This window comes from Nitratireductor thuwali (assembly GCF_036621415.1).
In the GTDB taxonomy this organism is placed as follows: Bacteria; Pseudomonadota; Alphaproteobacteria; order Rhizobiales; family Rhizobiaceae; genus Chelativorans; species Chelativorans thuwali.
Map to the genome: position 1 here is coordinate 4,008,366 of NZ_CP030941.1, position 12,313 is coordinate 4,020,678.

Sequence of the window (12,313 nt, forward strand, 5' to 3'; positions counted from 1 at the left end):
GCCCGTGACATTTTTCCAACCCGTGCTTCCGGAAAAGAAAAAGGACAAGGATAATGGCACAAGGCCGCAGGGACGATCGCCGCGAGCGCGAAGAGCGCGACAGCGAATTCGTCGATAAACTCGTTCACATCAACCGCGTCGCCAAGGTGGTCAAGGGTGGCCGCCGCTTCGGTTTCGCCGCGCTCGTCGTCGTCGGCGACCAGAAGGGCCGTGTCGGCTTCGGTCACGGCAAGGCGCGCGAAGTGCCGGAAGCCATCCGCAAGGCGACCGAGAGCGCCAAGCGCGATCTGATTTTCGTCCCGCTCCGTTCGGGCCGCACGCTGCACCACGACGTCGACGGCCGCCATGGCGCCGGCCGCGTCCATCTGCGCGCCGCCAAGGCCGGTACCGGCATCATCGCCGGCGGCCCGATGCGCGCCGTCTTCGAGACGCTGGGCGTCCATGACGTGGTCGCCAAGTCGCTCGGGTCTTCCAACCCGTACAACATGGTGCGCGCGACCTTCGATGCGCTGAAGAGCCAGAAGCATCCCAAGGATGTGGCGGCCCAGCGCGGCATCAAGTATTCGACCCTCCAGGCGCGCCGCGGCACCGCCGCCGGCGGCGAGGAATAGGCAGGGCGCGGTCCGGCGCTTCGCATGAGGCGCTGGACCCAATCAAGGATTGACGGACATGGCTGAGAAGAAGAAGGGCAAGACGATCACCGTTGAGCAGATCGGCAGCCCCATTCGCCGCCCTAAGGAGCAGCGCGCCACGCTGGTCGGCCTGGGCTTGAACAAGATGCATCGCCGCTCGACGCTGGAGGATACTCCTTCCGTGCGCGGCATGGTCGCAACGGTGCAGCACCTCGTGCGCATCGTCGACGAAGCCTGAGAGATCGAGGAGCAGGATCGATGAAACTCAACGAACTCAGGGATAATGAAGGCGCCACCCATTCGCGCAAGCGTCTGGGACGGGGCATCGGCTCGGGCACCGGCAAGACCGGCGGCCGCGGCGTCAAGGGCCAGAAATCGCGCTCGGGCGTGGCCATCAAGGGCTTCGAGGGCGGCCAGATGCCGCTCTACCGCCGCCTGCCCAAGCGCGGCTTCAAGAACATCTTCAGCAAGAACTTCAACGAGGTTCCGGTCAGCCGCATCCAGGCCGCGATCGACGCCAAGAAGCTCGACGCCGGCCAGACGATCGACGGCGCGGCGCTGGCCAAGGCCGGCGTCATCCGCCGCGTCAAGGACGGCGTGCGGGTGCTCGGCAATGGCGACATCTCGGCCAAGGTCGTTCTCGACGTGGCCGGCGCCACCAAGTCGGCCATCGAGAAGATCGAAAAGGCCGGCGGTTCGGTGAAGGTTGCCGAAAAGGCGGCTGAATAAGCATTGAGCAAGCGGCGGATCCGATCCGCCGCTTGCAACCTCGTCCGCCCGGGCCTATCTCGGGTTGGCACAATGTGCTGCCGGTTCTAGCGGTGCGGCGCATGATCCGCCCCATTGATCCGCCAAGGGGGGTGGGCGGTTCGGTGTTTTGATTGTTTCCTGGCCTCGATCCACGGAATCGGTCGATAGGGGAACCGGCGTCCACATTCCTGTTCGCGCGGCTTGCGCGTGACCAAGCGGAGAACTTTTCATGGCATCGGCAGCCGAACAACTTGCCTCCAATCTGAATTTTTCGGCCTTCGCCAAAGCGGAAGACCTGAAGAAGCGCATCTGGTTCACGCTGGGGGCGCTTCTCGTCTACCGGCTGGGCACCTACATCCCGATGCCGGGCATCAATCCCGAGGCGTTCGCGCAGGCGTTCGAGCAGCAGTCCGGCGGCGTTCTCGGCGTCTTCAACATGTTTGCCGGCGGCGCGGTCGAGCGCATGGCGATCTTCGCCCTCGGCATCATGCCCTACATCTCCGCCTCGATCATCATGCAGCTGATGACCTCGGTCGTTCCCACTCTCGAGCAGCTCAAGAAGGAAGGCGAGCAGGGCCGCAAGGTCATCAACCAGTACACCCGCTACGGCACCGTGATCCTTGCCACCGTGCAGGCATACGGCATTGCCATAGGGCTGGAAAGCGGGGCGAACATCGTCACGGATCCGGGCTGGTTCTTCCGCATTTCCGCGGTCATCACCCTGGTGGGCGGAACCATGTTCCTGATGTGGCTGGGCGAGCAGATCACCGCGCGCGGCATCGGCAACGGCATTTCGCTGATCATTTTTTCGGGTATCGTCGCCGGCCTTCCGTCGGCAATCGGCGGCACGCTGGAACTGGGGCGCACGGGCGCCATGTCGACGGGCCTGATCCTTGCGATCATCGTGCTGGCCATCGTCGTCATCGGCATCATCGTGTTCTTCGAGCGCGCCCAGCGCAGGCTTTTGATCCAGTATCCCAAGCGCCAGGTCGGAAACCGCATGTTCCAGGGCGACACTTCGCACCTGCCGCTCAAGCTGAACACGGCCGGCGTCATTCCGCCGATCTTTGCTTCCTCGCTTCTGTTGCTGCCGACCACCGCCGCCGGCTTCTCCGATACGACGCAGCTTCCCGCCTGGGCCGGCACCGTGCTTGCAACGCTCGGCCACGGCCAGCCGCTCTACATGATCCTTTATGCCGTGCTGATCGCCTTCTTCGCGTTCTTCTATACGGCCATCGTCTTCAACCCGAAGGACACGGCAGAGCAGCTCAAGAAGCATTCCGGCTTCATTCCCGGCTATCGCCCCGGCGAGCGGACGGCCGAGTATATCGACTATGTTCTGACCCGCATTACGACGGTCGGCGCTCTCTACCTGGTTCTCGTCTGCCTTCTGCCGGAGTTCCTGATCGCCTCGACCGGCGTGCCCTTCTATCTGGGCGGCACGTCGCTGCTGATCGTCGTCAGCGTGACGCTCGACACGGTGGCGCAGGTGCAGGGACATCTGATCGCGCATCAGTACGAGGGACTGATCAAGAAATCCAAGCTGCGTGGGGGTAAAAGAGGACGATGAGGCTTATACTTCTTGGGCCGCCGGGGGCGGGTAAGGGGACCCAGGCGCAGCGATTGGTGGACAGGCTTGGCGTTCCGCAGCTTTCCACCGGGGATATGCTGCGCGCGGCGGTAAAGGCTGAAACAGACGTCGGCAAGCGGGCCAAGGCCGTCATGGACGCCGGCGAATTGGTGTCCGACGCGATCGTCAACGCCATCGTCGCGGAACGGATAGACCAGGAAGACTGCGCGGACGGCTTCATCCTCGACGGCTACCCGCGCACGCTTGCCCAGGCCGACGCGGTGGAGCAAATGCTCGCCGAGCGCGGATTGGCGCTCGATGCGGTGATCGAACTGGCTGTCGACGACAAGGCGCTGGTCGGCCGGATCGCCAAGCGTGCGGATCAGGCGAGGGCGAACGGCGAGGCGGTCCGCAAGGACGACAACGCCGAGGTGTTCGACGAGCGCCTGCGCGAATATTACAAGAAGACCGCGCCACTCATCGGCTACTACCACGCCAAGGGCAAGCTGCGCTCGGTCGACGGCATGGCCGACATCGAGGATGTGACGCGGCAGATCGAACAGGTTCTGCAGTCGGTCTGACTGCATTTCAAAATGTCGCCCGGGGAGTTGACTTTTCCCGGCGATTCCGTCAAAGACAGGCCCAATTCGCTTGAATGTCAAAAGCGGTCGGTGCCGGTCTGAGAAATTCAGGGCTGGGATCGGGCGCTTTCGTCTTGTCCGGCCGATAGTTGAAAAGACCCGCCGGACAGGCGGCAGGAAACCAAGGAGAGCCGACGTGGCCCGTATTGCTGGCGTCAACATTCCGACAAACAAGCGCGTGGTCATTGCGCTTCAGTATATTCACGGCATCGGGGAGAAGTTCGCCCAGAAGATCGTGGAGCAGGCCAACATTCCGGCCGAGCGGCGCGTAAGCGAGCTGACCGACGCCGAAGTGCTTCACATCCGCGAGGCGATCGACCGCGACTACCGGGTCGAAGGCGATCTGCGCCGTGAGGTCTCGATGAACATCAAGCGTCTGATGGATCTCGGCTGCTACCGCGGCCTGCGCCATCGCCGCTCCCTGCCGGTTCGCGGCCAGCGCACGCACACCAATGCGCGCACCCGCAAGGGCCCGGCCAAGCCGATCGCCGGCAAGAAGAAGTAATTTGGTGGATGGTGAAGTGGTGAATGGTGAATGGCCGCCGGCCGCTATTTGCGGCTCCTAGCCATTCGCCATTTTACCATTCACAGTTCACCGCAAGGTGGAGCCGCTGGCATTACGGCGGTGTAGAGATCGACTGAAAGGAACAACATGGCTAAGGAAGCCGCACGCGTTCGTCGCCGTGAGCGCAAGAACATCTCGTCGGGCGTTGCTCATGTGAGCTCGACGTTCAACAACACCATGATCACCATCACCGACGCGCAGGGCAATGCGATTGCCTGGTCGTCGGCCGGCTCGCAGGGCTTCAAGGGCTCGCGCAAGTCGACGCCGTTCGCCGCCCAGGTCGCGGCCGAGGATTGCGCCCGCAAGGCCGCCGAACATGGCATGCGGACGCTCGAGGTCGAGGTGTCGGGGCCGGGTTCGGGCCGCGAGTCGGCGCTTCGCGCTCTGCAGGCCGCCGGTTTCACGATCACGTCGATCCGCGACGTGACGCCGATCCCGCACAATGGCTGCCGCCCGCGCAAGAAGCGCCGCGTCTAGCATTATCACTTACCGCAAGAGCGGCGGATCGTCCGGCGCTCCTCTGCGGTTTTCCAGATCGCCCGCCACGAATGGATGGTGGCGGGGTAACGGAAGGAAAACGGAATGATCCAGAAAAACTGGCAAGAACTCATCAAGCCGAACAAGATCGAGTTCACGTCCAAAGGTAAGACCCAGACCACGCTCGTCGCCGAGCCGCTGGAGCGCGGCTTCGGCCTGACGCTCGGCAACGCGCTGCGCCGCGTGCTCCTGTCGTCGCTGCGCGGCGCCGCCGTGACCGCCGTGCAGATCGACGGCGTGCTGCACGAGTTCTCGTCGATCCCCGGCGTGCGTGAGGACGTGACCGACATCGTTCTCAACATCAAGGAAATCGCCATCGGCATGGAGGGCGACGGACCCAAGCGCATGGTCGTGCGCAAGCAGGGACCGGGCGCCGTGACCGCCGGCGACATCCAGACCGTCGGCGACGTCGAGATCCTGAACCCCGAGCATGTGATCTGCACCCTCGACGAGGGCGCCGAAATCCGCATGGAGTTCACCGTCGACACGGGCAAGGGCTATGTGCCGGCCGACCGCAACCGCGCCGAGGATGCGCCGATCGGCCTGATCCCGGTTGACAGCCTCTATTCGCCGGTCAAGAAGGTCTCCTACAAGGTCGAGAACACCCGCGAGGGCCAGGTTCTCGACTACGACAAGCTGACCATGACGCTGGAGACCGACGGTTCGGTGACCGGTGAGGACGCGGTGGCTTTCGCTGCCCGCATCCTGCAGGATCAGCTTGGCCTGTTCGTGAATTTCGAGGAGCCGCAGAAGGAGCAGCCTGCCGAGCAGGTGACGGAGCTCGCCTTCAACCCGGCGCTTCTGAAAAAGGTCGACGAGCTGGAGCTTTCGGTCCGCTCGGCCAACTGCCTGAAGAACGACAACATCGTCTATATCGGCGACCTTATCCAGAAGACGGAAGCCGAGATGCTGCGGACGCCGAATTTCGGCCGCAAGTCGCTCAACGAAATCAAGGAAGTGCTGGCATCGATGGGGCTGCACCTCGGCATGGAAGTGCCGGATTGGCCGCCTGACAACATCGAAGAACTCGCCAAGCGCTACGAAGATCAGTATTAGAAGCCCGGGCGCGCCCGACAGGGCCACGAAGGGTATTGAAGGAGAATAGCCATGCGCCACGGAAAATCCGGCCGCAAGCTGAACCGCACTGCCAGCCACCGCAAGGCGATGTTCGCCAACATGGCGGCTTCTCTCATCGAGCATGAGCAGATCGTCACCACATTGCCGAAGGCGAAGGAAATTCGCCCCATCGTCGAGAAGCTGGTGACGCTCGGCAAGCGGGGCGACCTGCATGCCCGCCGCCAGGCCATCGCCGCGATCCGCGATGAGAACCTCGTGCGCCGCCTGTTCGACACCGTGGCCCCGCGCTATGCCTCGCGCAATGGCGGCTACCTGCGCATCATGAAGGCCGGCTTCCGCCACGGCGACAATGCGCCGATGGCCGTCATCGAGTTCGTCGAACGCGATGTTGCAGCCAAGGGCGCCGCCGACCGCGCGCGGGTCGAGGCCGAGACGGGCAATGAAGAGACCGAAGCGGCATAAGATCGCCGTCAGCGACACCGTCGAGAAGGGGCCCCAGCGGCCCCTTTTTCTTTTGTGCCGCCCGGTTCGCAAAATCGGCTGGATTTGCGGTCTTTCAATGCGCACATTCTTTTGACACATGCACTCTTGAAACGTGACCTTTTGAAAGTGGCCTTTTGCAATATGGGGCATCTTGAACATGGTGGGCGGATTCGGAGCGAGGAGAGGCGATCGATGCGAACATCCATGAAATGGGTAGGGGCCGCGATCGCCCTTGCCGCCATCGCCGTGCTGCCGGCCGGAATGGCCGGTTCGCAGGAGGCCGAGCCGCAAGGCTTCATTTCAAAACTGCTTCGCGGCAGCCAGGGCAACGAGGCTCCCGTGGGGACCGCACTCGAACGCGTCCCGTTCTCGCAGGCCGAGGTGCAGCTTTCCTTCGCGCCGCTCGTCCGCGAAACCGCGCCGGCGGTGGTCAATGTGTATGCGTCCTCGCGCGTCGAGGTGCGCTCGCCCTTCATGGGCGATCCCTTCTTCGAGCGCTTCTTCGACCTGCCGCGGATGCCGCCGCGCGTGCAATCCTCCCTCGGTTCCGGCGTTTTGGTTGACCCGTCGGGCATCGTGGTGACGAATTATCACGTCATCCGCCAGGCGGACGAGGTGAAGATCGCCATGGCCGACGGGCGCGAGTTCGCAAGCGAGATTCTGCTCAAGGACGAGGGCCTGGATATTGCCGTCCTCAAGATCGAGAATGGCGGCGAATTCCCGTCGGTGAGACTGGGGGATTCGGAAGCGCTGGAAGTCGGCGACCTGGTTCTGGCCATCGGCAATCCCTTCGGCGTCGGCCAGACGACGACCAGCGGCATCGTTTCCGCGCTCGCCCGGACCCCGCGCGGCATCACCGACTTCGGCTTCTTCATCCAGACCGACGCCGCCATCAATCCCGGCAATTCCGGCGGTGCGCTGATCGACATGAAGGGCGAGGTGGTCGGCATCAACACGGCGATCTTCAGCCGCTCGGGCGGCTCCAACGGCATCGGCTTCGCCATCCCGGCCAATATCGTGCGCGCCGTCGTCAAGGCGGCCCAGAACGGGGCGGATTTTTTCGAAAGACCCTATGTCGGGGCCAGCTACGAACCCGTCACGCCCCGCATCGCAGAGGCGCTGGGAATGGAGCGGCCAGCCGGCGCGCTGGTGACCAATGTCGCCGATGGCAGCCCCGCCAAGCGGGCCGGCATGAAAAGCGGCGACGTGATCGTGGCCGTCAACGGCAAGCCGGTCGAGACCCCCGATGCGCTCGAATACCGCCTTGCCACGCTTGGCATCGGCGAGACGGCCGACATCGAGACCTTGCGCGGCGGCCGCAGGGTGACGCTGTCGCTTGCCATCGAGCGGCCGCCGCAGGATGCCGGAAGGCCCATCGAAATCGGCGGCGAGGGACCTTTCGCCGGCGCGTCGGTCGCTCTGTTGTCGCCGAGCCTGGCCCAGCGTCTGCGCCTGCCGGTCAACCTCAAGGGCGTCGTCGTCGTCGATGTCGCCCGCAATTCGCCCGCCGACAGGCTCGGCCTGCGCAGGGGCGATATTCTGCGTGAAATCAACGGCGAGGAGCCGCAGACCGCCGAGGAAGCCCGCGCGCTGGCCGAAAGCAACTCCCGCTGGTGGCGTTTCACCATCGAGCGGGACGGCCGCGTTCTGCGCCAGATGCTGAGATACTAGCCCGTGGCGGACGATCTCTTCGCAACAGGTCCAGAATCAGGCCGGCAGCCAGTCGGCCCGCTGCCTGACCGGCTTCGGCCGAAGCGCCTCGACGAGGTGGTCGGCCAGGAGCATCTGACGGGGCCGGAGGGCGCGCTGACGCGCATGATCCGCTCCGGTTCGCTGGGCTCGCTCGTCTTCTGGGGGCCGCCGGGCACCGGAAAGACCACCGTGGCACGGCTGCTGGCCGGGGAGACGGAGCTCGCATTCGAGCAGATATCGGCGATCTTTTCAGGCGTCGCCGACCTGAAGAAGGTGTTCGAAGGCGCGCGCCTGCGCCGTCAGCAGGGACGGCAGACACTGCTGTTCGTCGACGAGATACATCGCTTCAACCGCGCCCAGCAGGATTCTTTCCTGCCGGTGATGGAAGACGGCACCGTCATACTGGTCGGCGCGACGACCGAGAACCCGTCCTTTGAGCTCAATGCCGCGCTTTTGTCCCGCGCCCGCGTGCTTGTTTTCCACGCGCTGGAGAGCGAGAGCCTGGCCCGGCTTCTGGAGCGCGCCGAGACCATGGAAGGCCGGTCGCTGCCGCTGGACGGCGAGGCGAGGGCGGTCCTGCTGCGCATGGCCGATGGCGACGGCAGGGCGCTGCTGACGCTGGCCGAGGAAGTGTGGCGTGCGGCAGGCGACGGCGAGGTCTTCGATGCCGAAGCCTTGCAGAAGATCGTGCAGCGCCGCGCGCCGGTCTACGACAAGGGGCAGGACGGGCACTACAACCTGATCTCGGCGCTGCACAAATCGGTGCGCGGTTCCGATCCCGACGCGGCGCTCTATTATCTGTGCCGCATGTTCGACGCTGGCGAGGATCCGCTTTATATCGGCAGGCGGCTGGTCCGCATGGCGGTCGAGGATATCGGCTTGGCCGATCCACAGGCGCTCGCCGTCACCAACGCCGCCAAGGACGCCTATGACTATCTGGGCTCGCCGGAGGGCGAGCTCGCCCTGGCGCAGGCCTGCATCTATCTGGCGACCGCGCCGAAATCGAACGCTGCCTATACGGCCTTCAAGCAGGCGATGGCCGCAGCCAAGGAGAACGGCTCGCTGCTGCCGCCCAAGCACATTCTCAACGCGCCGACCAAGCTGATGAAGCAGACCGGCTATGGCAGCGGCTATCAATACGACCACGACATGCCCGACGCCTTTTCCGGCCAGGATTATTTTCCCGAGGCCATGGGCCGCCAGAAATTCTACGACCCGCCGGAGCGCGGCTTCGAGCGCGAGATCCGCAAGCGGCTGGATTACTGGGCAAAGCTGAGGCGGGAGCGGAGTGGGGAGGAGTAGCGCCCCGGCCAAAGCGCTCGCGGGTGCTGGTTGAGGGCCTCGCGATGCTCTACAGCATCGGCCCGAAAATCAGAATCGATTTTCGGAAAGCACGATGCGTAGATTCAAACTGTTAGAGCGTCCTTTGTGCGTCCGAAAGGACGCACGGCGCTCTAAAAGATTCCGACAAAGGTTCCGGGGATCGGCATGTATCATCTGCTTCTCGTCTGCATCGGCGGCGCACTGGGCGCGGGCCTGCGGCATCTGGGTGTCCAGTGGATCGGCCGTGCTCTCGGCATGTCCTTTCCCTGGGGCACGCTCGCGGTGAATGTCGCCGGCTCCTTCGCCATGGGCCTTTTCATCGAGTATCTGGTGCGCCGCACGGGCGCGCCGGCGGAAATCCGGCTGTTCGTGGCGACGGGCGTGCTCGGCGGATTCACCACATTCTCGGCCTTTTCGCTCGACGTTGCCGTGCTGTGGGAACGCGGCGCGGCTTTTCCCGCACTCGGCTATGTGCTTGCCAGCGTGATTTTCTCGATCCTCGCCCTGTTTGCAGGATTGTGGCTCGCAAGAAGCCTCTGGTGATGCTATCTGCGCCTGACACCGGGGACCATTGTCGATGGCCCCTGGTACTAATTGAAGTCGGGTGACATGGCAGGCGTAGAGCAGATCGAAGTGGACAGCGGCGAGGCGGGCATGCGCCTCGACCGGTGGTTCAAGACACACTATCCGGGCCTCGGCTTTGGCCAGTTGCAGAAGCTGCTGCGCACGGGCCAGGTGCGCGTGGATGGAGGCCGCGCCAAGGCCGACACGCGCGTCCAGCCCGGCCAGACGATCCGCGTTCCCCCGCTTGACGTCGACCGCAAGGGCGGCGGGCCGACGACCATGCGCACCATCCGCGACCAGGGCGACGCGGAAGTCCTGTCGCAGATGCTCATTCATGAGGACCCGAAGGTTTTCGTCTTCAACAAGCCGGCCGGGCTGGCCGTGCAGGGCGGCTCCGGCGTAAGCCGCCATGTCGACGGCATGCTGGAGGCCTGGCGCAACAAGAAGGGCGAGAAGCCGCGCCTGGTGCACCGGCTCGACCGCGACACCTCCGGCGTTCTGGTCGTGGCCCGCACGCGGCTGGCCGCGATGCGCCTGGCCGAATCCTTTCGCGCCCGCGAAACCAAGAAGATCTATTGGGCACTGGTAAAAGGCGTGCCGAAGAAGGCCGAGGACCGGATCTCCACCTGGCTGGTCAGGGAACCGACGCCCGACGGCGACCGCGTGCGGGTCGCCAAGCACGGGGAGCCCGACGCCGACCACGCGATTTCGCACTATCGGGTGGTCGAGCAGGCGGGCATGCAGCTTTCTTGGTTGCACATGGAACCCTTTACCGGCCGCACCCACCAGCTCCGCGTGCATGCCGCGCATATCAAATGTCCCATCATCGGCGATCCGAAATATTTCGAGGCTGACCAGAACTGGGAACTGCCCGGCGGCATGCAGAACCGCCTTCATCTGCACGCCCGCCGCATCATCATCCCGCATCCCGACGGAGGCAAGGTGGACGTGACCGCGCCGATGCCACCGCACATGCAGCAGAGCTGGAACCTTCTGGGCTTTGATGAAGCTCTCGGTGAAGCTGACTTGTAAATAGCCCGGGCCCGTCTGTGGCATCCGGCGCCAGGAAACCTATATCCGACCCATGCGCGATATTCTGAACGATCTCGAAACCGTCAAGCAGCTCTCCGATCCCGATCCGGTGAAGCGGGCGCAGAAACAGATGAAGACGCCGCTGCCGAAGCGCTTCTACAAAAGCGTCGAGGTCGCCGGCGAGGCAGGAACTTGGAAGGTTCTTCTGGACGGCCGCGCCGTGCGCACGCCGGCCGGCAATCATCTGGTGCTGCCCACGGTCAGCGCCGCCCGACTGGTCGCCGACGAATACGACGCGCAGGCGAGCGAGGTCGATCCCATGACCATGCCGGTCACGCGGCTGGTCAACACCGCCATCGACGGCGTGGCGAACGACACCCAGGCAGTGGCCGAGGACATATTGCGCTTTGCCTCCAACGACCTGCTTTGCTACCGTGCGGAAGGGCCGGAGCGGCTCGTTCAATGGGAGGCGGAGGCCTGGGATCCGGTGCTTGACTGGGCCCAAGGCCAGCTCGGCGCACGTTTCGTGCTGGCCGAAGGCGTCATGCATGTGGAGCAGCCCCGCCAGGTGATCGCCGCCTTGGGCGTTTATCTCAAGCCGCGCTGGGAGCCGTTCCGGCTGGCCTCGTTGCATGTGATGACGACACTGACGGGGTCGGCGCTGCTGGCGCTCGCCGTCGAGGCCGGCGCCATCGACGCGGAGGAGGCATGGGCGGCCGCCCATGTGGACGAGGACTGGAACATTTCGCAATGGGGCGAGGATGCGGAGGCCGCCGCGCGCCGCGCCGCCCGCGAGCGCGACATGAAGGGCGCCGCCGCCCTGCTTCAGGCCCTGGACGCCTGAGCGGGGCCCGACCGGACCCCTGCTATTTGCCGAACGCCTGATAGATCATCGCGGCGATCTCGCTTTCCAGCGGGAACGACAGCATGCCCATGACCGAATAGCCCAGAAGCCACGGTATCAGGTAAAAGCGGATCATGAAGAAGAACCAGGCGACGTAGACCGGCACCAGTATATCCACGAGGAAACCGGGCGTGATCGGGCGGAACAGCCGCAGGATCGGATTGGTCACGCGCACGAAGAAGCGCATGAAGAAGAAGTTCGAATCCTCGGGCAGGAAGATGCTCATGGCAGCCCGCCCGATAAGCGTCCACATGATGACGCCCAGAACGTAATCGATGATGATGACCCAGATGGGAAAGGCGGCCAGAGAGCCCTGCATTCACGAATATTCCTGTTCGAGACAGATCCGGGGCGGGAGTTGATCCCGCCCCAGTGCTTCCTATCGCATGTCTAGATCATGATGGCACTTCTTTGGATCGGCCTCATGATGATCTCCCTTGAGGACAGGGCGATCGGATATGGTTTCGTTGCCGGCTTCGCCGGCGACCCCCACCCTCAATCCCTCCCCAGAAAGGGGGAGGGAGGAAGGCGCAGCGCCGCCAT

General features: G+C 64.2%; 15 protein-coding genes. 14 read left to right on the forward strand and 1 reads right to left on the reverse strand.

Annotated features, from left to right (window positions below):
• Positions 1 to 53 precede the first annotated feature (53 nt).
• From rpsE to NTH_RS19485, 14 genes are all read left to right on the forward strand, one after another.
• On the forward strand, positions 54 to 611 hold the full coding sequence (gene rpsE / locus NTH_RS19420) for a 30S ribosomal protein S5 (protein WP_338531556.1): 558 nt from the start codon (positions 54 to 56) through the stop codon (positions 609 to 611).
• Between the two features lie 58 nt (positions 612 to 669).
• Positions 670 to 870 carry a 50S ribosomal protein L30 gene (gene rpmD / locus NTH_RS19425; protein ID WP_265519875.1) on the forward strand — a complete coding sequence of 67 codons (201 nt, stop codon included), beginning with the start codon at positions 670 to 672 and terminating at the stop codon, positions 868 to 870.
• A 20-nt stretch (positions 871 to 890) separates the two neighbouring features.
• On the forward strand, positions 891 to 1,361 hold the full coding sequence (rplO, locus tag NTH_RS19430) for a 50S ribosomal protein L15 (protein WP_338531557.1): 471 nt from the start codon (positions 891 to 893) through the stop codon (positions 1,359 to 1,361).
• Between the two features lie 250 nt (positions 1,362 to 1,611).
• Positions 1,612 to 2,952 (forward strand): preprotein translocase subunit SecY, encoded by a 1,341-nt coding sequence (gene secY, locus NTH_RS19435; RefSeq protein WP_338531558.1) that lies wholly within the window; start codon positions 1,612 to 1,614, stop codon positions 2,950 to 2,952.
• Positions 2,949 to 3,533, forward strand: a complete 585-nt coding sequence (locus NTH_RS19440) for an adenylate kinase (RefSeq protein ID WP_338531559.1) — start codon at positions 2,949 to 2,951, stop codon at positions 3,531 to 3,533. Before secY ends, NTH_RS19440 begins: the two co-directional genes overlap by 4 nt.
• A 196-nt stretch (positions 3,534 to 3,729) precedes the next feature.
• Positions 3,730 to 4,098 (forward strand): 30S ribosomal protein S13, encoded by a 369-nt coding sequence (gene rpsM / locus NTH_RS19445; protein WP_338531560.1) that lies wholly within the window; start codon positions 3,730 to 3,732, stop codon positions 4,096 to 4,098.
• Between the two features lie 147 nt (positions 4,099 to 4,245).
• Positions 4,246 to 4,635 (forward strand): 30S ribosomal protein S11, encoded by a 390-nt coding sequence (gene rpsK, locus NTH_RS19450; protein ID WP_265519870.1) that lies wholly within the window; start codon positions 4,246 to 4,248, stop codon positions 4,633 to 4,635.
• 105 nt (positions 4,636 to 4,740) lie between these two features.
• Positions 4,741 to 5,751: a DNA-directed RNA polymerase subunit alpha gene (locus tag NTH_RS19455; RefSeq protein WP_338531561.1), complete on the forward strand. Its 1,011-nt coding sequence runs from the start codon at positions 4,741 to 4,743 to the stop codon at positions 5,749 to 5,751.
• A 51-nt stretch (positions 5,752 to 5,802) separates the two neighbouring features.
• Positions 5,803 to 6,234 (forward strand): 50S ribosomal protein L17, encoded by a 432-nt coding sequence (gene rplQ / locus NTH_RS19460; RefSeq protein ID WP_338531562.1) that lies wholly within the window; start codon positions 5,803 to 5,805, stop codon positions 6,232 to 6,234.
• A gap of 213 nt (positions 6,235 to 6,447) precedes the next feature.
• Positions 6,448 to 7,926 (forward strand): DegQ family serine endoprotease, encoded by a 1,479-nt coding sequence (locus tag NTH_RS19465; protein WP_338531563.1) that lies wholly within the window; start codon positions 6,448 to 6,450, stop codon positions 7,924 to 7,926.
• Between the two features lie 3 nt (positions 7,927 to 7,929).
• Positions 7,930 to 9,249 carry a replication-associated recombination protein A gene (locus NTH_RS19470; RefSeq protein WP_338531564.1) on the forward strand — a complete coding sequence of 440 codons (1,320 nt, stop codon included), beginning with the start codon at positions 7,930 to 7,932 and terminating at the stop codon, positions 9,247 to 9,249.
• A 186-nt stretch (positions 9,250 to 9,435) separates the two neighbouring features.
• Positions 9,436 to 9,813 carry a fluoride efflux transporter CrcB gene (gene crcB, locus NTH_RS19475; protein WP_338531565.1) on the forward strand — a complete coding sequence of 126 codons (378 nt, stop codon included), beginning with the start codon at positions 9,436 to 9,438 and terminating at the stop codon, positions 9,811 to 9,813.
• Positions 9,814 to 9,879: 66 nt separating this feature from the next.
• A complete protein-coding gene (locus NTH_RS19480; RefSeq protein ID WP_338531566.1) occupies positions 9,880 to 10,866 on the forward strand; it encodes an RluA family pseudouridine synthase in 987 nt (328 codons plus the stop codon).
• 52 nt (positions 10,867 to 10,918) lie between these two features.
• Positions 10,919 to 11,710 (forward strand): ATP12 family chaperone protein, encoded by a 792-nt coding sequence (locus NTH_RS19485; protein ID WP_338531567.1) that lies wholly within the window; start codon positions 10,919 to 10,921, stop codon positions 11,708 to 11,710.
• Positions 11,711 to 11,732: 22 nt separating this feature from the next.
• Here the strand turns inward: NTH_RS19485 and NTH_RS19490 are convergent, their stop codons facing one another.
• Complete coding sequence (locus NTH_RS19490) at positions 11,733 to 12,089, reverse strand: YggT family protein (protein WP_338531568.1); 357 nt, start codon at positions 12,087 to 12,089, stop codon at positions 11,733 to 11,735.
• Positions 12,090 to 12,313: the final 224 nt, after the last annotated feature.

What these genes read in the sequence shown, in the direction of transcription:
- rpmD (WP_265519875.1), top strand. Translation starts at nt 670, where the DNA reads ATGGCTGAGAAGAAGAAGGGCAAGACGATCACCGTTGAGCAGATCGGC.
- NTH_RS19490 (WP_338531568.1), bottom strand. Translation starts at nt 12,089, where the DNA reads ATGCAGGGCTCTCTGGCCGCCTTTCCCATCTGGGTCATCATCATCGAT.
- NTH_RS19455 (WP_338531561.1), top strand. Translation starts at nt 4,741, where the DNA reads ATGATCCAGAAAAACTGGCAAGAACTCATCAAGCCGAACAAGATCGAG.
- NTH_RS19465 (WP_338531563.1), top strand. Translation starts at nt 6,448, where the DNA reads ATGCGAACATCCATGAAATGGGTAGGGGCCGCGATCGCCCTTGCCGCC.
- NTH_RS19480 (WP_338531566.1), top strand. Translation starts at nt 9,880, where the DNA reads ATGGCAGGCGTAGAGCAGATCGAAGTGGACAGCGGCGAGGCGGGCATG.
- rpsE (WP_338531556.1), top strand. Translation starts at nt 54, where the DNA reads ATGGCACAAGGCCGCAGGGACGATCGCCGCGAGCGCGAAGAGCGCGAC.
- crcB (WP_338531565.1), top strand. Translation starts at nt 9,436, where the DNA reads ATGTATCATCTGCTTCTCGTCTGCATCGGCGGCGCACTGGGCGCGGGC.
- rplQ (WP_338531562.1), top strand. Translation starts at nt 5,803, where the DNA reads ATGCGCCACGGAAAATCCGGCCGCAAGCTGAACCGCACTGCCAGCCAC.
- secY (WP_338531558.1), top strand. Translation starts at nt 1,612, where the DNA reads ATGGCATCGGCAGCCGAACAACTTGCCTCCAATCTGAATTTTTCGGCC.
- NTH_RS19485 (WP_338531567.1), top strand. Translation starts at nt 10,919, where the DNA reads ATGCGCGATATTCTGAACGATCTCGAAACCGTCAAGCAGCTCTCCGAT.
- NTH_RS19440 (WP_338531559.1), top strand. Translation starts at nt 2,949, where the DNA reads ATGAGGCTTATACTTCTTGGGCCGCCGGGGGCGGGTAAGGGGACCCAG.
- rpsK (WP_265519870.1), top strand. Translation starts at nt 4,246, where the DNA reads ATGGCTAAGGAAGCCGCACGCGTTCGTCGCCGTGAGCGCAAGAACATC.
- rplO (WP_338531557.1), top strand. Translation starts at nt 891, where the DNA reads ATGAAACTCAACGAACTCAGGGATAATGAAGGCGCCACCCATTCGCGC.